Annotated in this window: 20 protein-coding genes; 6 read left to right on the top strand and 14 right to left on the bottom strand. The window is 44.3% G+C overall.

Annotation, left to right across the window (positions count from 1 at the left end; genetic code table 11):
* Positions 1 to 417: 417 nt before the first annotated feature.
* From ACYVFD_RS16650 to ACYVFD_RS16660, 3 genes are all read right to left on the bottom strand, one after another.
* The gene (locus tag ACYVFD_RS16650) at positions 418 to 885 is read right to left on the bottom strand and encodes an RES family NAD+ phosphorylase (protein ID WP_461091384.1); all 468 of its coding nucleotides are present in this window, start codon (positions 883 to 885) and stop codon (positions 418 to 420) included.
* Between the two features lie 3 nt (positions 886 to 888).
* Entirely contained in the window at positions 889 to 1,317 is a 429-nt protein-coding gene (locus ACYVFD_RS16655) for an antitoxin Xre/MbcA/ParS toxin-binding domain-containing protein (protein ID WP_461091385.1), read from the bottom strand.
* A 237-nt stretch (positions 1,318 to 1,554) separates the two neighbouring features.
* A complete protein-coding gene (locus tag ACYVFD_RS16660; RefSeq protein ID WP_461091387.1) occupies positions 1,555 to 3,927 on the bottom strand; it encodes an ABC transporter permease in 2,373 nt (790 codons plus the stop codon).
* 540 nt (positions 3,928 to 4,467) lie between these two features.
* Between ACYVFD_RS16660 and ACYVFD_RS16665 the strand changes: the two genes are divergently transcribed.
* The 6 genes from ACYVFD_RS16665 to ACYVFD_RS16690 all read left to right on the top strand — a co-directional run bounded on the left by ACYVFD_RS16665 (position 4,468) and on the right by ACYVFD_RS16690 (position 10,393).
* Complete coding sequence (locus ACYVFD_RS16665) at positions 4,468 to 4,899, top strand: hypothetical protein (RefSeq protein ID WP_461091389.1); 432 nt, start codon at positions 4,468 to 4,470, stop codon at positions 4,897 to 4,899.
* Between the two features lie 145 nt (positions 4,900 to 5,044).
* Positions 5,045 to 5,341 carry a hypothetical protein gene (locus ACYVFD_RS16670; RefSeq protein ID WP_461091391.1) on the top strand — a complete coding sequence of 99 codons (297 nt, stop codon included), beginning with the start codon at positions 5,045 to 5,047 and terminating at the stop codon, positions 5,339 to 5,341.
* Between the two features lie 188 nt (positions 5,342 to 5,529).
* Complete coding sequence (locus ACYVFD_RS16675) at positions 5,530 to 6,099, top strand: methyltransferase family protein (RefSeq protein ID WP_461091393.1); 570 nt, start codon at positions 5,530 to 5,532, stop codon at positions 6,097 to 6,099.
* A 1,512-nt stretch (positions 6,100 to 7,611) separates the two neighbouring features.
* The gene (locus tag ACYVFD_RS16680) at positions 7,612 to 7,872 is read left to right on the top strand and encodes a hypothetical protein (protein ID WP_461091395.1); all 261 of its coding nucleotides are present in this window, start codon (positions 7,612 to 7,614) and stop codon (positions 7,870 to 7,872) included.
* A 78-nt stretch (positions 7,873 to 7,950) separates the two neighbouring features.
* Positions 7,951 to 8,079 carry a hypothetical protein gene (locus ACYVFD_RS16685; RefSeq protein ID WP_461091397.1) on the top strand — a complete coding sequence of 43 codons (129 nt, stop codon included), beginning with the start codon at positions 7,951 to 7,953 and terminating at the stop codon, positions 8,077 to 8,079.
* A gap of 379 nt (positions 8,080 to 8,458) precedes the next feature.
* Complete coding sequence (locus ACYVFD_RS16690; RefSeq protein ID WP_461091399.1) at positions 8,459 to 10,393, top strand: hypothetical protein; 1,935 nt, start codon at positions 8,459 to 8,461, stop codon at positions 10,391 to 10,393.
* Between the two features lie 34 nt (positions 10,394 to 10,427).
* Here ACYVFD_RS16690 and ACYVFD_RS16695 read toward each other — a convergent pair whose 3' ends face one another.
* The 11 genes from ACYVFD_RS16695 to ACYVFD_RS16745 form a co-directional block, all read right to left on the bottom strand.
* Positions 10,428 to 10,868 (bottom strand): ParA family protein, encoded by a 441-nt coding sequence (locus ACYVFD_RS16695; protein ID WP_461091400.1) that lies wholly within the window; start codon positions 10,866 to 10,868, stop codon positions 10,428 to 10,430.
* 123 nt (positions 10,869 to 10,991) lie between these two features.
* Positions 10,992 to 11,360 (bottom strand): hypothetical protein, encoded by a 369-nt coding sequence (locus tag ACYVFD_RS16700; protein ID WP_461091402.1) that lies wholly within the window; start codon positions 11,358 to 11,360, stop codon positions 10,992 to 10,994.
* A gap of 2 nt (positions 11,361 to 11,362) precedes the next feature.
* Positions 11,363 to 11,821: a hypothetical protein gene (locus tag ACYVFD_RS16705; protein ID WP_461091404.1), complete on the bottom strand. Its 459-nt coding sequence runs from the start codon at positions 11,819 to 11,821 to the stop codon at positions 11,363 to 11,365.
* Positions 11,822 to 11,952: 131 nt separating this feature from the next.
* Positions 11,953 to 12,312: a helix-turn-helix domain-containing protein gene (locus tag ACYVFD_RS16710; RefSeq protein WP_461091405.1), complete on the bottom strand. Its 360-nt coding sequence runs from the start codon at positions 12,310 to 12,312 to the stop codon at positions 11,953 to 11,955.
* Positions 12,296 to 12,607 carry a type II toxin-antitoxin system HigB family toxin gene (locus ACYVFD_RS16715; protein ID WP_461091406.1) on the bottom strand — a complete coding sequence of 104 codons (312 nt, stop codon included), beginning with the start codon at positions 12,605 to 12,607 and terminating at the stop codon, positions 12,296 to 12,298. The genes ACYVFD_RS16710 and ACYVFD_RS16715 overlap by 17 nt, the downstream gene beginning before the upstream one ends.
* A gap of 300 nt (positions 12,608 to 12,907) precedes the next feature.
* Positions 12,908 to 13,147: a hypothetical protein gene (locus tag ACYVFD_RS16720; protein WP_461091407.1), complete on the bottom strand. Its 240-nt coding sequence runs from the start codon at positions 13,145 to 13,147 to the stop codon at positions 12,908 to 12,910.
* Between the two features lie 274 nt (positions 13,148 to 13,421).
* Complete coding sequence (locus ACYVFD_RS16725) at positions 13,422 to 13,616, bottom strand: hypothetical protein (protein WP_461091408.1); 195 nt, start codon at positions 13,614 to 13,616, stop codon at positions 13,422 to 13,424.
* Between the two features lie 96 nt (positions 13,617 to 13,712).
* Positions 13,713 to 14,390: a hypothetical protein gene (locus ACYVFD_RS16730; protein WP_461091409.1), complete on the bottom strand. Its 678-nt coding sequence runs from the start codon at positions 14,388 to 14,390 to the stop codon at positions 13,713 to 13,715.
* Between the two features lie 53 nt (positions 14,391 to 14,443).
* A complete protein-coding gene (locus ACYVFD_RS16735; RefSeq protein ID WP_461091410.1) occupies positions 14,444 to 15,757 on the bottom strand; it encodes a DUF6371 domain-containing protein in 1,314 nt (437 codons plus the stop codon).
* A 137-nt stretch (positions 15,758 to 15,894) separates the two neighbouring features.
* Positions 15,895 to 17,229, bottom strand: a complete 1,335-nt coding sequence (locus ACYVFD_RS16740) for an AAA family ATPase (protein ID WP_461091411.1) — start codon at positions 17,227 to 17,229, stop codon at positions 15,895 to 15,897.
* A gap of 12 nt (positions 17,230 to 17,241) precedes the next feature.
* Positions 17,242 to 17,583: a helix-turn-helix domain-containing protein gene (locus tag ACYVFD_RS16745; protein ID WP_461091412.1), complete on the bottom strand. Its 342-nt coding sequence runs from the start codon at positions 17,581 to 17,583 to the stop codon at positions 17,242 to 17,244.
* Positions 17,584 to 17,701: the final 118 nt, after the last annotated feature.

The following is a 17,701-nucleotide window of genomic DNA, read 5'->3' on the forward strand; positions in this document are numbered from 1 at the left end:
CCCCAATTTATGGAGATCTTTCTGGCTTTTCTCCCACCTTTCTTGTCAGTAGAACCAGTGGCCTTTTATTGGGCAGCACGGTGCGAACTCATATAAAGGCTGCCGGTACATAAGCAGATCTGGTTGTGATTGAAGGCATGAGTCATAGAGATTATGCCTTACTTTTTCAGGCTCCTGAAAGCCCAAGTGTTATTAACGATCTGAACAAAACTTTCTAAAGACGTATTTTTCAGACCATCCTTAAAACTACCCATTATAGGTTGTGATTATCTTTTAGGATCAGCAGGCTATTGGCGACAGGGTCACATCCATAAGCGGCCAACCAAACAGGGGTTAAAGGATGAAAGCTATAGACCTTTGATTCTTTGTCTCAAAAATGGCTCCCTCTTGAGACGAAGGGGATTGCTGTTGCCTTGGTTACTTCGACCACAAGCGGGGATCAATCACCAGAGGCTTCTCGTCAATTACCTGTATTGAGCCATAGTCACTATGGGCTGGATGGAGTAAGTAGTTAATGCCCGATGGCATCACGGAGGAGGGTACACCTAGGGCTAACACATCCGGCTTAGCAAGCCAATCGGCTAGAATATGCTGACTCCGGTTGTAGGTGTTTTCCTGCCAGTAAGACGGTAGGTCAACCGCGTCCACTACCCGCTGGCTATCCTGGGGTAACTCCAGACTCAACAACCGGTAGGTAGGTAACTCATCGTAGGGCACTTGGGGCATGTGCACCAGGATCTCTACTAAAGCTAAAGCGGGATGCTCGGCCGTGTAGAGGATGCCAACACCCGGTGGATTCCAACGGCCTCCATTGAGCCACGTACCGGTAACATCCAGGGGACGGTCGGCATACTTCTGGCGCACTACGCGATAAACAATAGCCATACCTTATCCGAAGATGCCATGGTCAATGCGGCCCAGCACCCGGTCGACTAACGTATAGCCTGTAACGGTGTCCAAAGCTTGTAAGGGCGTTTGGTAGTCCAACTCCCGTAAGGGGGAGCGTAGCCAGCCAAGGACGGTTTTACTACGTTGCTCGAAGGTATCCAAAGCGTGTAGAAGCAGGTTCTCCAGCAACAACAGCCGCTCGGAGGCATCCTGACTGATACGCTGATCCACCTTGAGCCGATGCAGGTAAGAAGCGGATAAGCCCAGGGCAGCCGCCAACTCCTTATCGGTTAAGCCAATCAAAGCAGCCACGCGGTCGGCTTCTGCGCGCAGCACGCCTTGTCGACTGCGGGTGATGATTTCCTGCTCGGTCAAGAGCCGGGGCTGCAGGGATGGACTGGGAGCTATGATCGGCAATGCAAGGGCCATGGCAATGAATTTTTAGACTAAGTTAACTACAAAAGTTCACTTCATCAAGTTCCTTATTCTGATTTAGACAATGAAGGCGTTTAGCTTAATCTGGTAAGTGGATTATCCATACTGATATGTATCTTTTCTATGACGACGCAAGTTGACTAATCTGTGCCACAAAATGGGCGTTTAAAGATATAAGAAAAAGCACTGAGGCAAACTCAGTGCTTTCTTCAAACCCAATCAACAGAGTCTTTATTCGCTTTGCAAGCTCTTCACCGGATCGGCCAAGGCGGCTCGCCAGGTCTGCAGACCGATCGTCAAGCCGCCAAGTAACGCCACGCCCACCAAGCCCTCTATAAAAATGCCTGCCCCCAGAGAAATGCGATAAACTAACGTATCTAAAAAGGCACGACTGATGAGATAGCTAATCGGGAAAGAGATCAGGACAGCAACCCCTAATAAGAGGGCGAATTCTCGGGAAAGCAGATAAATGAGTTGGAGTACTTGAGCGCCCATCACTTTGCGGATACCCACTTCTTTCGTTCGGCTTACCGTGCTATAGGTCACCATCCCCAGTAAGCCCAAACAGCCAATCGACAGCACCAGTACGATTATCGTACTCAAAAAGGCAATGTCATCGCCATGCGAGTTGGCAGTGTAGAGCTGATCAGCGTACCACTCGGCTTCATAGGGGTCAGCAGGATTGAGACTTTTCCAGCGAGTTGCCAGTGCTTGCCTGACTTGGCGGTGGTCCACACCAGCGGCCACTTTGACTTGGAGAAGCTTATAGCCCGTTGGGTGATCATAAAGTAAAATCGGCTTGATGTCGTGCGTCATTCGTTCGTTGCGAAAGTTTTTGACGATGCCGCAAATCCGCACCAGGGAGGAATCTTCCAGTTGGATCAGTTGGCCAATGGCGTTGGCTGGACTCGTAAAGTGAAGGCTCTGGGTAGCCATTTCATTTAAGAGGGCATCGGCCACGGCGGGCTGACTACCGCTTGAGTGAATATTGGTGCCAGCCAGTAAGGTCAAGCCTGCCAGGGGCAATAGGTCGGCATCAGCCGAGACGATTTCAGCGGAGGTAATCGTTGGCTTAACGCCAAGGGTGGCTATTTGATTGGTACGCCCCCGTCGGGCTCCCAGCCAATGCGACACCGCACTAACCCGTTCAACGCCCGGCTGGCGTACCAATTCGGCTTTGGCGAGTTGGCTATTCACGCTTCCCAGCTTGATATTTAAGATATTCTCGTAAGTAAACCCAAAGTCACTGGCCACATCATACTGCTGCTGGCGCAGCATGACGATCATAAAGATAATACCGGTCAGGGAAACCGTCAGTTGCGTGACCACCAGCGCTTTTTGCAGTTTTAAGCCCCTCCACACTTGGATGGCTCCGCGTCCTTTCATGGCTAGGATGGGATTCGTCGATGCCAAGACGCGGGCTGGTGCCAGTCCGGAAAGTAGCCCGGTGACTAACGTAAAACCCGTTAACAGCCCGTAAAGCTTTAGGTCCCAAACGGTGCGCCCTAAAATAGCGTTGATTTGAGGAACTGGTCGTAGTAATTGAAGCAGTAACCCACTGAGCAACACCGCGATAATCGCCAGGATCGTTGATTCGACGACAAATTGGCCAAACAACTGCCCTTTCGAAGCCCCCGTCACCTTACGAACGCCCACCTCTTTGGCCCTGGAAATCGAGCGAGCCAAGGTCAGATTAACATAATTAAAGGCTGCCAGAAACAGCGCTACGAGTCCGACACTGAGTTGGCCCAGGAGCTTAGTGGCTGAGACCGTCCCTGAGAAACCAACGATTTGATCGGAGGCCGGGGTGATCTCATCCAGGGGCTGCAAGTCATACTCAACGGTTTTGATCGACTCATCGGTGGTGAAGGAAGGGATTGGTTTTTGGGCCAGGACGTGTAACGCGTTGCGGGCTAGAGTGGGATCAAAGCCAGGTTTGAGCAGAATATACACGCTGCTTTGTTCCACCCCTTTTGAGCCCGCTGGATCGTTGGCCGTTGGATCAACGAGGGATAGGGTAGCTATGGAGATAAGGGCATCAAACTTGAGATGGGTTTTCGTTTCTTTCTGAATAATGCCAGTGATTTTATAGGCGACGCTGTCCCGCCCCGTGACAAACAAGCCAATGGGATTTTGCTTCCCGAAGAATTTGGTAGCGGTTTCCGGGGTAATGACCATGCTGAAGGGAGCCGGATCTAAATGGCCGGCGAGGATCTTATAGCCAAACACATTGAAGAAACCCGGGTTCACAAAGCAAGAGCGTAGAGTGAAGGCTGGTCCTTGATCTGAATAGAATTCGGAAGATAGGGTATAGGCCGTCGCCGTTTGCTGGATAAATTGGTAGCGGCCCAGTTCATCGGCTAAGCGGAAGGGTGCAAAGCCTGAGAGTTGTCTGGCACCGGTCTTGAATGTTTTATACGTCAGAATTCGGTAGGTTCTCTGGGGGAAGGGATGAAATAGATCATAATCATAAGCCGATTTAAGCTCGATTAGGGCTAGGACCGAAACGGTCATACCTACGGCTAAGCCCAGAATATTGATAGCCGAAAAGAGTTTATGCTTCCAGAGATTGCGGAGGGCAGTACGTAAATAGTTTTTAAGCATACCGTATGTTCTTATCGCATGGTCAATGCCCTAAGAAGCACTAAACCAACAAATTATAACTGAAATGGCGGATTTTTAGTACGAGAGGCGCCGGGTCGCGGAGCGGTACCAAACGGCCGTGCCGCGTTTGGCGATACTATCCGAGTTATATCGTCTCAAAATACCCTCCCTCCTGAGACTAAAAGAGATTTGCGTATCAATAATTCGGGCGTTTAATGAGGTACAGCGTACCGTTTCGTACTATTCTCCTTAAAGTACGAAACGGTTTAATGACCATATGAAAATTCAACAGTCTAATTGTTGAAGTCTGCGAATCCCACCTATGGATGTCTTTTTCGATAAGAAAAATTCGACAGGCATAGTTACCGAATTAAACCCAACATACCTACTGCTGTCTATGGTAATGATAATCAGCCGGAAATTCCGACTAGGAAGCTGTTTTGGTATCATTTTAGAGGGCTTACACCGTAGCTCTTCCAAACTTGTACAATTAATCGATAACCACGCATGGTGCGAATACGCTATGCAGCATCTTATTGAATGAAGAAAACAGAGCCTCCTTCAACTGGTCAGACACTTACCTATCACCGAGAATTGCCCGCGCAATTCACCAGTTGGAACCAGTTCTATGATGAGTTAATCCGCTTAGGGTTACTTCAGCCTGACACCTCTATCATTCGCATCAAGGTCTTTCGGGCAGCAGATACCCTTAAGGATGGGGATAGTCTTTCCGTCAATCTACTCTATGAGCGTCAGCATATTGAGCGGATGTGTCTGGATGAATTGCGTCAACAACGGACAACCCAAGTCAGCCAATTGTTGACCAGTCAGCAGGTAATGCACCTGATTAATCTGGTCAGTAATCAAGCCTCTCACTTAGCGGATTGGGTTTTATTGCTCAAACTCAGGGAGCTTTTAGCCCAGCAGCAGGAAAAAAATCGAAGCAACATCCACATAACATCAGGGGAGTAGACGATCTAGTGACAACTGAACGTATGGATAGGCCGTCACAAGAGTGCGTTCAGCCATCTTCAGAATTACTATAGATTCGTTTTATAGATTGGGCCGGGTTATTCATAATCGCCACTAAATCGACAAGGCGAAAAAATGATTTCTCATGACAACGAGTGCTAAGTTATTTCTCAAACTAGTGCTGTATTCTCTGGGTGGAGCCGCTATTTCGGGAATACTGGGGAGTTTGTTAAGCGAGCGCGAGCTTACCGGGGCCAATCTTTTTAGTTGGATTGCTGTCTACTGCGGCATCATCGCCTTCATCACGTTTCTCGCTTTTCTAGCTTCATTTGTTGTTAGCTCCAATCGGGGGCCCAGCAGCGAGTTGATTAAGCCATTACCCGAGTCAAGCGCAACCCGTAAGAAAACGGGACGCTCAACTAAACAGAGAGGTAAAGGTTGAATATGATAGCCTTTCTTAGTCTTACTAAATGCTCCTCCCTGAGACGAGGTCGTATCTATGATTTGGGCTTTTTAGTATAGCCTACCGCTTCACGCATCACGCCACCGAACGGAATTAATACAGTTGGCTTACAACACAAATTGACCGCTACCTCAGTTACCTAAGCTGTACGCAATGAATCTGTCACTATGTTCACCACTTACTTTGCTCTAATTACCTGGGGCATTTTTTGGATTGGCTGGGCCATCTGGGGGTATACAACACGCCGTCGAGTTCAAGTGCAGCAGCAATCTAAGACGAGTTGGTATCGGCTAATCCATGTAGCACTCGTCGTACTATCCTTCATCCTGTTGCTCAATCCACTACCCATGGCGTTCACTAAACCTTTTTCCGTTATGCCTCACTGGGTTCACCAAGTAGGAATGGGGTTGATGCTGATGGGCATGATGTTGGGGGCCTGGGCCCGCCAGGTGCTGGCTGATAACTGGAGTGGTGCCATTCAGCAAGTCGAAAACCAGACCTTAGTGACTAGCGGTCCCTATCGGTACGTTCGTAATCCGATGTATACGGGTTTTCTCTCGGCCTCCTTCGGTACGACCCTGTATCAACCCAGCCCGTCAAGCTTGACGGGCTTACTGATCTTGTGTGGAATCTATGTGGTGAAAATAAGCCGGGAAGAACAGTTCTTACGGCAAGTACTTCCGGGCTACTCAGCCTATAGTCAGCATACTTGGCGTCTAATTCCGTTCCTCTACTGAGCTTGGAATCGGCGAGACGTACAGGGATTGCCACAACTGAATTCCCCGGTTGGAGAACGCTAACGAGAAGATTTTTTTGAGCGGATTGGCTAAATTTTGGGTAGACCAATAATAACTATGCGCAAAACATACCATCTCAGTAAAGGCTCCTCAAAATGAGACATTGAATTGTGTTTATAAAGTCAAGTGACGGATTTTGTCAGAAACGGCAAACGCTCCCGTTTATGCCCGATCGATGCTGAAAATCCGACTTTATCCGACCTTTTTCAAGAAATCCGACCTGTGTTTGCCGATAAGTCGTGTCACGGCCAGCTAAAAACTGGACATTCCCGTACATTTTCAGGAACCCCTCCTGCCCATTAACATCCCGAACGACTTTAGAAAACCTTAGAAAACTTTATGTTTTTGGAGGGCTTCGCCGGTTGAATTGAATCGATCAGCACCGATGAGGACTAGGTTTTATGATCCGGATCCCTTACCCATCCTTACCATTCCTTTTTGAGCTGAAAAACGTTACAAAACGTTACATTTTTCAGCTTTCCCCCTCCTGGAGACTTTTCATAATAAAAGGGAGGGGGAAACGTTTCCTTACATACCATAAACTTTACTTTTCGGGCTTTTCCCAGCGATCAATTAGCCAATACAAAATGGCTACTACAACCCTACAATACCCTACAATACCCTACAATACCCTATATTTTCTTCAATCAACCCTACTACCCACCTATTTATAAGTTTACAATCATTTACAATAGTTTACTTTTTTGGCTAGTCAGCCCTCCCGTTTGATCACTAGCATGACCTCCTCAAAGCTTACATTTCGACGGGTTTACATTCGATGCCTATAGATGGCCAAAAAGATGGTAGGGAATTTTACGACCATCTGCCAATTCTTTTACATTCGATGTCTGTAGATAGCTAAATGGTTTTTTTCTAAACTTGGGGAAGACACTACATTTTTCACCCTCCCCAACTCGCTTACCTATTTATCAGTTTACAATAGTTTACATTTTCGGTTTACATCGGATGTAATGGAAATAGCTAAATGAGTTTTCTGCCAAAAGGTTAAAAACCCTACTATACCCTACCATTCCCTACCTTTTTACCAGCTTTCCCTACCTAGATCCAAGTTCCAGTTGATTCTTAAGGGTGTGCTGAAACAGCATATCCTTAACCCCCTATGTTGGTTATTTACCTGGAAAAATCCGATAATTTCCGATAAAATCCGATGTTTTTGAGGAGCTATTTATGTGTGTTTTACCAGCCATGGACTTGACAAAACTTTACATTTTCGGGGTCTGACCGTTACAAAACATTACATTTTTGGCGTTTTCTTCCCTGACCTAAATAATACAGACTTCAAGGAGTAGTGAGTTTTACTATCTCTCCAACTCCAAGTCTATACCACTTCCATTCCCTTACGGGAGGTTCCGTCCATTCTGAATAGACGCTTCTAAATCCAAGTCTGTTTCACTTCCATTACCGGTCATTAGGCTGTATCTTTATTGGGCTATGGAACTACTCACGCAGGAACCCGAAAGACAAACAACACTCGATTGTCAGGCCTATATGATGGAGTGGCATCGACTGACCCTAGCCGATATACTAGTAAACAAAAACCTGCATTATCATCAATACGATGTGATGAGCGCCATTTACGAACTAGATGGTAAAATTGCGCTAGCTGAATTCTTTGGACTAAAAACGGAAGGCTACGTAAAACTAAAAAATGAGCTCTACTACCTCATCTATGAAATCAAGGAGCTGCTTTAAATTCGGCGTTTAGTGGTTTGATTATAGCCTTTCCCTGTTCATAGCGACGGAAAACGCCCATTACGACAGTTACTCTCAATGACTACGTACAAAAATAACGCCCAACCAGGACCGGTTATTCTGGTTGGGCGTTCGATGGCAGGCGACATGATTGCGCAAGCATCCGAAATGTTAAGAAAACAGAAAGTGGCGAAACTTGTGTTTTAGATGTCTTTATACCCAAAAACGGCGAGGCAGTATTGGCGTTGGCCAGCTCACTAGCAACTTAGCCAGGCTCCTGGTAAGCAGGATCTGAATCCCATGGGTTGTATAACGTAAAACCCAAGCTTCTCCATAAAGATAAAGCCTCCCTAGAGTCCCCTGTTAGTTGGAGTTACAAAGAGAGGTTCGAAAACTACTTCGGAATAACCAGTGCAAGATCACGACAAGATATTAACTGATAGGTAAAAACGGGAAAAATCCCGTTGCCTCCATCTTTAATTAATACAACATTTGTTAAAGACTAGCTGCTACTTTATGAATTCGATCAAAAAGGCAAAGCTGAATACTAATAAGTAAATAAAACTGAAAATAAATAAACTATATTATGCAGCGCGTCATTAAAGTCCTTATAATTTTATTGTCTACCACCTTCAGTATTATAGCATACGCTCAAAGCATAACGGATCAACATGATGTGCCTAATCAAATAGATCCTCGGCAATATATTACAATTCAATACAAAAAGTTTTTGAATCGTGATAAGATGGATACGTTATGGAATTGGGAATCCAGAGAACGTGTACCTAACCAAAAAATTCACCTGATCGATATAGATGGTGAAATTAGAATTGATTTCTCGAAAACTGGATTAAGTCAGAATAAAGAGTTTGAAGGCGTCGTTTCACTTGAAGCAGAAATTTCTGGCGCAAATGGAACCAGGAAAATTGAAGTTAATCCCTATTCGGAAATAGGCGTTCAAAGGATTCCAATTGGCGTAAAATCAGAAGCGCCTTCTGAAATAGCTAAGAAGTTACTTAATATGCTTTCCTCGGTAAAAGAGGCTGATAAAATGTATGAAATTATTAACGGGTACCTATCGTTTACCTTAGATGACTTTAATTTAAGGAAAACCATAGACTCAAAATACAAAACGATTATAAATCAGCTTGGAAACGCTAACCCTAACCTTGAAGATATAAAAAATGATGCTATCGAGCTGAGAAAATTGGCTACAAATCAATTGATAAATAGTAATTACGAGTCTCGATATAATTTAATCGAAACACTAGATAGATCTATTTTGTTGGCCAGAAATGTCCAGTCTCTCAGATCAACCATTTCTGGTATGATAAATTCCTATAATACTGAGTATAGTAATTCTAGAAAGCGGTATAATAAGTTATTCGGTGGTGCTTTGGAATATAATATTGATCGTACAGGTTTAGTTTTAGATTATTTAGGCTCGTTTGAAAACGCGGGCGAAGACGCAACTAAAGCCTTTTTCTTATTATTAAACAAAGATTTAATTAGCTACAAATCATTAAAGTCTAATTTGATTAATAACCAAAAAAGATTATCACAAATAAATATAAGTTATAGGGAAGATGATCCTAAGATTGACTCTATATTGCTTTATAACAGCAATTTAATTACAAGTTCAACTAAATTACTTACTGATTTATCCAATTTTAATGGTACGACTTTAGAGCGCATTTTGCTGAAATTTCTTGAAAATAATATAAGAAGTTATTCACCCAAAGTGGTTTTTGATTCTACGCTCAGTGAAAATACAAAGAAAAAAGCGCTCTATTTTGATTTTATTGACAGTTACTTTCAAACTGTTGCTGACAGTTTATCTACGGTAGCCGGACGAACGATTTATAAAAAGCTAATTTATGCAACCATTGATCTCGGTAAAAGCGGTGCTAAGAGTGGAGAAGTAATGAATATCTATTTAACATGGATTCTTGATTCTAAAAGAGACAGTCTTGCCAATTCACCAAGGTTGCCAGTTGGTAAGTACTATTTAAGAGAAACTGGATGGCTAGTAGAAATAGCCGATATGTTTTCTTTAATTAAACGTACAAATGAACCTAGTATCAATAGTGGACCATCAACAGTGTCTCCATCTAACTTTAAAGGGGCAGGTGGTGCTGTGCTGATGTGGACTTTTAACCGGGAAGATAGAGGACTAAACATTACTCGTAAAGAGCGAAATTCTAAGACTAGTAACTCAAAAAATAATCAGGTGAATCATGATGAGTTTATACTAAGGAGAAGAAATAGGTTATCAAATTTCTTGGAGCCATCTATTGGGTTAAATGTTTCTTATCTGGACTTCAGCACAGAAAAAGATGTTGAGATTGGCACTGGCTTACAACTTGGCTTATTTAGAAATAAAATATTTTTAGGATACGGAATAAATCTTCATATGCTATCCCCTGCAAATCAATCACCAGGTTATTTCTTTGTCGGCTTCAGTTTTGCTCGTTTATCAGACCTATTTAAAAGCAGTAATAGTATCATAGCGATAAAGTAAATAATTAGTTATCGTTGAGGTGTGATAGTAAGTTTTAAAAATAGCAGATAGGAATCAATAGAAATAAAAAAGGCACCCAGATCCCTGAATGCCTTTTCAAACTACCATTAGCTGTTTGTGAATTTTGGTTCAACCTCCTCCTTTGGCTCGAATGGCCATTGGCATCTAATATCCCGGCTTTCGTTGGTACAAGTACGTAATCCGAAATAGAAAACAGTTCTTCTAACCGGTTCGATAGATAGGGTGGGGTGTCAATTACGATTAGGTCATACTCCGTGAGTTTGCCAGATAGAAACCTATCCAGATCCACGATGTCAACTCCAGTCAGGAAGTCGTGAAGGTCCGAAACTGATCCCTGTAAGTCTGCATCGATGATACCAACTTTAGCCTCTTCAGCGAAAGCATAAGCCAGGTTAATGGCCAGCGTCGTTTTACCGACTCCTCCTTTTTGATGAGCGATGGTGATTACCTTCATGGCCCCAAATTAGTCAAGGCCTGGGCTTACCTATATAAATGAGGAATTATATAAACTATAAACTATCAATTATATAATTATATACAAGCGAAACATCAATATTATGCCCAAACAGACTGTAGACTAGGAGTTATCCAGACATGCTGATGCTTTGGCATCAAATCGTTTCAACGCATTTCTGATTATTGTGGATTGACTGTCAATCGAGCTAGTGACAAACTCGTGACCTTTCGAATCGGGTTTTTGAAGGCTGTATTCTTCTTGAATTGCCGCGTAAGCAGCCTCCATTTCACTTAAGGCTATTTCACGAGTTTCTAAAAGTTGATCTGGAAGGGCTACACCACGAAAGAAAGTAATTGCTTCATTAATCTTCCTGGTCAGGTCGTTGAGCACATATTTTGTTTTGCTAGATTTCCCGTATGTTAATTCACCGATTGGTCTTACATACCTATAAAGTTTCTCTAAATCGGCATTTAATTGTTGTTTACTCATGATTAGTGGATTCGTTGCCAATGGGGTGAATGACGAATAGAGTCAAGTTTTGATTTAGTCTGCTGTAGTTCAAGTTGTGTTTTAAGTAAATTTATACTGTCTCTGAGATGGCTGATTAGCTCCTCCTCATTCTTAATATCTGTCCCGATTCGGTAAACGTTGTTTTGCCCCGCATTATCAATCTTCACAATGATTTGGGGTTTAGGATCCTTCTCTTTAGGAGCGTCTGGTTTGAGAGCCAAATAAAACGACAAAGCCGCTGCCAGAATACTGACTAGTGAATTAACATTGCCAACAACTTTCCATTGCTTGGCACTGGCGTAGATCACACCAGGTTGAATCTTCATCTCATAGATCTCTATGCCTTCAATTTTCTTTTGGATAAAGGCCAGGAAATCGCGATCACCTGTATCACCTAAATGGATTGTTCTCGATGAAATGATAAATTCTAGTTCTTCCATAGCTGCTTGGATAGTAATTCCTCTTTACCCAAAGCTATACAAATTCAGGAAGGTTTATTTCATATAGGTTTTAAGAAAGTAATCAATAATTATATAATTATATATTTATAGAAATGATTAAAATAAAAAGCCTAATAGGCAGCTATCAGGCTTTCGGCTGGAATACCCAGCATGGAATGTAGTTTTCGGATCATTTCCAGGCTCAGCTTTCGCTTTCCGGAAAGGATTTCTGATTGACGGTTGCGACCTCCCAGGATCTTGCTGAGTTCGCTGTTTGGCTTGCCCAGTTGCTCCAGCCGGAACGCAATGGCTTCCAGGGGGGTAGGCGGAGCAATGGGGTAATGCCTGCGTTCGTAATCTTCTACGATCAGCGCCAAAAGGTCCAACTCATCCGATTCAGGCGAATCATCCACTAAATCCAGTTGCATGAGCTCATGGATTCGCTGAATCGCTTCATCGTATTCGGCTTCTGACTTAATAATTTTTAGCATGTGCTATTGTGGACGCGTCGATTTTGTCATACTCGGCATGGGTCCCAAACCAGACGACAAAAAAGAGTTTTTTCTTAAATTCTATATCAGCAATCAGGCGATAGGTATTCCCCTTGATGTTGAATACAAAACGCTTGCCAGTAATCACATCCGCACTGGGAAACGATTCGATCACATCGCTGGGCTTACTCCAGTCAGCATTCTCAACCTCAGCTACAAAGGCCTGTAGACTTGTTTTCGCTATTGAATGTTGGGTATAGGAACTGATAATATATTTCCGGGTAATCAGGCGCATGGCTATTGCGAGGTTTGTGGGGAAATAAGTGGATGGTTTTCATTTGCTCAAATTTCAGTTTTAGGATTCACTTGGAGGAAACATGCCAAGGAGCTGTCGAGTGCTCCCATATTGGGAACATATATAGCCGCCTGGATAGTTCCAATGGGCCAATATTTCTTTAAGAGCACTAATTCATTCAATTATCATTCTTTCTGGTAGTTCTGATAATCAGGTAGTTATACAGCCAGGTAATAATTTTACTAGTTAATAAAAACTACCTGGCTGGATCGATTATCCAGGATGCTGGTCTGATTTGGCTTACCAGAAACTACAACTAACCCAGGTTTCGGCAATGCGTCCACTACCTACGTAGATAGCATCCTTCGACGGTGGATCCTGTCCGGCTGGAACCCAGGTTGTTGTTAACTTACCCTGAAAGAGGGTGTGAGGGATCAGCGCCCAGAAGCGCTTTTGCTGAACCAGCTGGTGATTCAGTTTACTATTCAACGCGGCCTTGCCAGCGCAATAGTAAAAGTCGACTTGTGACTTGTTTGACATTTATTTAGATATACAGAACTAATAGGCTCTATACTTCTAAATAGATTCTGGGAAGCTGATTTCACTTTTTATTTTCAAACTAAGGGGAATAAAAGCCCATTATCGAAACCGTTATTTCCGGTTCCGTTGATTATGAAGTAGTTAAAGGTGCTACGAACTAAGTATCAACGGCGTAACATAATGTCACGCCGTGATTATGAAGTAAAGGAGAGGGATCTTATACAGATTGGTAGGGGGGCTTCCTAATCGTTTAATTCACCCGAAAATGGGGGTTTTAAAATGATCGGCTGGTTTTCTGTTGGGTCCGTTGAATGGCGTTGTAGATGGTCTTTGGTGAAACCTTTAGCTTCTTGCTCAAATGAATCATTACAGCCGTTTTCATAGCTCCCTTTTGAATTAGCTTGACATATTTGGTATAAATCGTCTTGTCTCGCTGTTCACGCTGAAGCTGGGCAGGTGTTTTGTGCATAATCCGTATTGGTATAAGCGAATAGGGAAAATCCCGTAACGATGATTTAGAGCTATGTATAGGATTTAATTTAAATCCATTGTTTACTAGAATGCGTTAATCGCTGATTAGCGTTAAGATTTCACGGGCGCATTCCTGAATAGTGCCATCAGTCCGATGGAGCTGGATAATTCGAAGGCAATTACTGTAGAACTGGTTATACCGGTCTAAACAGTACTCAATCTGGATGTTGGCGATTTGCTGTTCGTAGCGGAAGTTATTGACCAGATCCTGCGGTAATTCGTTTTCGGGTACATATCGGGTCTGGTTCCCTTCCTGAATGGGTAAATGCCAGTTGAGCTTTCCTTCAAACGCCAACTCAAAGGCCCGATCGGCAGCCTGTCGAATGTTGGCGAAATTCAACGACATAGCATATAGTTCTTCGTAGCTTTCAATAGTTGAAGGCAAATCATAAATGGTTTCACCGTTAAACAGATAGTCTAATTCGAAAAAGGGATCGAAGGATTCCTTGTCGCCCGTATCGGCAAGATGTTGCGTTAAATAGTTTTGCAGTTTGCCACTGGCGAAGTCTGAGCAGACCTGATGGAGTTTGGTGAGCTGGTCAAGTAAGTTCCTGGCCTGACTGTGCATCCGAAAGATACTAACCATCATCGCATCGTCAAGAAGGGTGTCCATTTCGGCTTTGGGCGTATAGGAGTACGAGTCGACAAGATGCTTCCGAAGCTGGGCTTCCTGGTAAAGCTCTCTGATTTGAGGTAGGTGAATAAGACTCATAAGAGTATGCGGGTTGCTTACTGGGGGAAAAGATGATTTAAACCATGTTAGGGTCAGGCCTTATTGACTAACCAGTCGTCATACACTTCATCTGATAGGTGGGAAGGAATGACACACCAGCGTATTCGGCGTAGCTGCTGAGTAGAATCCCAGGCCAGGGGAGCCTGAGGAAATTTGAGAAGTTCACAACAAGGTTTCTGAGCGGGTTGGGATCCATCATCCCACTCCATGGGGTAACTGTCGGATGATTCAACAGCGAGTACTTCCCCAAAGATTGGTTTTCCCGATTGAGGGGTATACCGTGGCCAGGTGAGTAAGTCCCTAAGGTCGACATTGCTAGTTCCCGCAGGGATGTTTTCTTCCACGTAGCGACTAATCGATAAGGAGGCTGTAATGGCCGAAAGGTCCTTTGCTTTTTGGCTCCAGTCCTCGTATTTTCCTGAATCGGGCCATAAGACAACTTTTCGACCACGTAATACGTCGAATCGATTAGGGTCATTCCATTTTCCGCCATTACTGCCGCCTGTCGCCAACCAGATATAATCGGGCCAGATCGCAGAACACACAACGGCCGTTGATTCGCCTTCGACCAAGGCAACAGGTTTTTCGGGCTGTTCACCTAGTAAATGTTCGCCGAAATAGCACTGTTGTAAATTGGCGGTATCGGAGCCCGCAAAACTTCGCCCCGCAAACCATACTTTTTCGGACTCATCCGGCTCATACTGATTTAGGCGCGTGTTCAGACGGTAGGCTGGTTGGTGTGCCTTAGCCCTTCGGCCGGTAAGGGGATGAAAGGGAACAACTTTTACCTGCCGAAGATTTCCCTCAAGATCAACTTGAGGGAAACAGGTAGCCAGACTTCCTTCAAATAGCCATCGCCTGGAAGTGCCTAGCTGGTAGATGGCAAAGAGTGCATGGGCCATTGATGGATCGAATAATTTAGCCAGGTAGACATAGAACCCGTTTCGTTCGAACCGACTTTGACACTTCTGGTAAAGCGCTCTCGACAGATAATCAACCGGTGGGGTAGGCAAGACGCTCGGGCGGTCCACACGGCTACGTGGTTTGACTGAGCTTATGTCAGCAATATATAAGTAGCGTTGGCCTAGCTCGCTAACAGCGGCTGTATAGTCGACTCCATAAGTTTGACAATACGCTGTAATGGGGTAATAGCGCTTTCCTTCCTGAAAATTCTGGATGTAGGGTTTACCCTGTTCATCGGCTCGAAAAAAATATTCACTGCTATGTTTGGTTTGATCGAAGAGCCGAACTGGTTGTCGATTTCGGGTTAACGATTGCCCCGTCAGATCCGACAGGATCGCGGTACCAAACTCGATTTCTAACTCATCAATTGAAGGGGGTTGCATACCTGTTGGGCTAAGAAATATTAGTGATTCGTAGAAGTATTGTTGAAAGGTGTCAAACACCTTTTGACACCATTTTTGAAGGTGTCAAGGTGTCAAAACCTATATAGGGGGGTTGACACCTTGACACCTTTCGAAAGCTATTCGGACGGTTCAGGGACTAAGCGATAAAAGTGGTCCCGGCCCTCGATAAGGTCCCCTAATCGAACGGATTGCCCCGCGTTATTAAACATCAGAGGTAGGCTTTCCTGGATCGCTCTGATCCGGTTACGGATGGTGGTATCTTTGGCCGAATATTCGACCGTTAACTTTTGAATAACCTCATGTTTGGGAAGCGGCCCATCTGATAGTAGTATGCTCAACCGTTCGGCTAAATCCTCAACGTCTGCCTTATGTCTTCGTTGGCTTAGGTAATTACCCAGAAGGGTAGAGTCGGCTATAACCAAACCATTGGCGTCTTTGTCGAACTGAAGATAAATCGGGTCGGGCCGTTTGCCACGGCGTAGCTTAAGAAACCGGACTTTAATGATTTCGGTATCATCTCCTCGCTCAGTTTTTTCAAACCCGATCTGGAGCATCGTACTGGCTTTATTAGCGGCTTCGGTGCCTGTATGCCCTCTGGCTTTTTCGGTTCCAGGGTTTTGATGGATGACCAGCAGGAACGTAGCATCGTGACGATCGCACAGGTTACCGATAAAGTCGAATAGCTTCATGGCCTGTTCATCATCATTAAAACTACTTACGCAGTCGGTAACCACGTCTAACAGGACGAATAAGTGTAGAGTAGTTTGTTGACGAACGTGGCCCAGGTACGTCTCAATGGCTTTTAACCGGTTCTTACGATCAATATCCTTTATAGACGTGAAACGAAACTCTGAAAGGGGGGAATCGAGGCTAAAACCGGCTTTACGTTTAATGCTCTGTACAGCATACGGAAATTCTTCCTTCAGGTTACGTTCTGTATCAATATAGCAGACACAGAACCGCTCCAGCATTACTCGCTCAAAGTCCAGAAACTGGGGTTGATTGCGTGAACTGGTAGCGAGCATGAGCGAAGCAAAGAGTTCGGCCAGCCGTGACTTATGGGATCCATAAGCGCCCTGTATGACGTTAATCGTCCCTCGACCAATGATTCCAGTCCCCGAGCGGTTAATCAGGGCTGGGCTGAAAATAACTTCATTGGCAGCTGCTTCTCGTAGCGAGTTTTCCTTATCTAGTAGAAAGGTCAGTAGCTCATCGGGTGGCGATAATGAGGGTTTTTGGGAGCCATTACCGGTTTGGCTGCTGGGCAATTCGCTGGCTGGGGTTACGGACGCTTCCATTTCTTTAGTGACAGCCCGAATCATTTCAGGGTGAGCCTGAACAAACGGCCGTTCTCTGTCACCAGGTAAAGTACTGACAGTTGGTACAATCAGTTGAGAATGTGTATCTTTACCCCATCCTGTATCGATTGGGGTATTGCTTTGTTCGGCCATAGCATACCCCGATTATTTTTTTGAATGTTCTTGCTTAACGTTACCGACAGCTATGTAGGTAGCGGCCTCGTGTTCGATTTCCTCAGTCGTTTTAACCCGGTTTCGTTTCATCCAGGCATCTAACTCGGCCCTATCAAAATAGATGACCTTCCCACTAGGTTTGAAGTGAGGGATTTTACCAGATGAAGTCAATTTGTAGATATGCGATACACTTAGACCAGCGTAAGCAGCGGCCTCTTCAAGTGTCAATGTCGTTTTAAAGCAAGCAACTATGACCAACCGCTGCGTATCGGTCAGTTGGTGAATTGGCAATTTAAGGGCAACGTCTTCCCCACTTCTTGAATTGAGTCCCATTTTTCAAAAAATATGAATGTTTGAAAAGATGGGCTTGCGCAAACCCGGCTATCAATTTGATAACCATGAGCAAATTTTAGAAGAAAAAGGGAAATAAAAAACAAATAAAATACTGATT

The sequence above is a fragment of the Spirosoma gilvum genome (assembly GCF_054776815.1).

Bases quoted from the DNA above. Each gene is read 5' to 3' on its own strand.
- ACYVFD_RS16720 (WP_461091407.1), bottom strand. From the start codon at position 13,147: ATGTCAAACAAGTCACAAGTCGACTTTTACTATTGCGCTGGCAAGGCC.
- ACYVFD_RS16680 (WP_461091395.1), top strand. From the start codon at position 7,612: ATGGAACTACTCACGCAGGAACCCGAAAGACAAACAACACTCGATTGT.
- ACYVFD_RS16655 (WP_461091385.1), bottom strand. From the start codon at position 1,317: ATGGCCCTTGCATTGCCGATCATAGCTCCCAGTCCATCCCTGCAGCCC.
- ACYVFD_RS16715 (WP_461091406.1), bottom strand. From the start codon at position 12,607: ATGCGCCTGATTACCCGGAAATATATTATCAGTTCCTATACCCAACAT.
- ACYVFD_RS16735 (WP_461091410.1), bottom strand. From the start codon at position 15,757: ATGCAACCCCCTTCAATTGATGAGTTAGAAATCGAGTTTGGTACCGCG.
- ACYVFD_RS16650 (WP_461091384.1), bottom strand. From the start codon at position 885: ATGGCTATTGTTTATCGCGTAGTGCGCCAGAAGTATGCCGACCGTCCC.
- ACYVFD_RS16700 (WP_461091402.1), bottom strand. From the start codon at position 11,360: ATGAGTAAACAACAATTAAATGCCGATTTAGAGAAACTTTATAGGTAT.
- ACYVFD_RS16710 (WP_461091405.1), bottom strand. From the start codon at position 12,312: ATGCTAAAAATTATTAAGTCAGAAGCCGAATACGATGAAGCGATTCAG.
- ACYVFD_RS16665 (WP_461091389.1), top strand. From the start codon at position 4,468: ATGAAGAAAACAGAGCCTCCTTCAACTGGTCAGACACTTACCTATCAC.
- ACYVFD_RS16690 (WP_461091399.1), top strand. From the start codon at position 8,459: ATGCAGCGCGTCATTAAAGTCCTTATAATTTTATTGTCTACCACCTTC.
- ACYVFD_RS16705 (WP_461091404.1), bottom strand. From the start codon at position 11,821: ATGGAAGAACTAGAATTTATCATTTCATCGAGAACAATCCATTTAGGT.
- ACYVFD_RS16685 (WP_461091397.1), top strand. From the start codon at position 7,951: ATGACTACGTACAAAAATAACGCCCAACCAGGACCGGTTATTCTGGTT.
- ACYVFD_RS16675 (WP_461091393.1), top strand. From the start codon at position 5,530: ATGTTCACCACTTACTTTGCTCTAATTACCTGGGGCATTTTTTGGATT.
- ACYVFD_RS16740 (WP_461091411.1), bottom strand. From the start codon at position 17,229: ATGGCCGAACAAAGCAATACCCCAATCGATACAGGATGGGGTAAAGAT.
- ACYVFD_RS16730 (WP_461091409.1), bottom strand. From the start codon at position 14,390: ATGAGTCTTATTCACCTACCTCAAATCAGAGAGCTTTACCAGGAAGCC.
- ACYVFD_RS16660 (WP_461091387.1), bottom strand. From the start codon at position 3,927: ATGCTTAAAAACTATTTACGTACTGCCCTCCGCAATCTCTGGAAGCAT.
- ACYVFD_RS16725 (WP_461091408.1), bottom strand. From the start codon at position 13,616: ATGCACAAAACACCTGCCCAGCTTCAGCGTGAACAGCGAGACAAGACG.
- ACYVFD_RS16745 (WP_461091412.1), bottom strand. From the start codon at position 17,583: ATGGGACTCAATTCAAGAAGTGGGGAAGACGTTGCCCTTAAATTGCCA.
- ACYVFD_RS16670 (WP_461091391.1), top strand. From the start codon at position 5,045: ATGACAACGAGTGCTAAGTTATTTCTCAAACTAGTGCTGTATTCTCTG.
- ACYVFD_RS16695 (WP_461091400.1), bottom strand. From the start codon at position 10,868: ATGAAGGTAATCACCATCGCTCATCAAAAAGGAGGAGTCGGTAAAACG.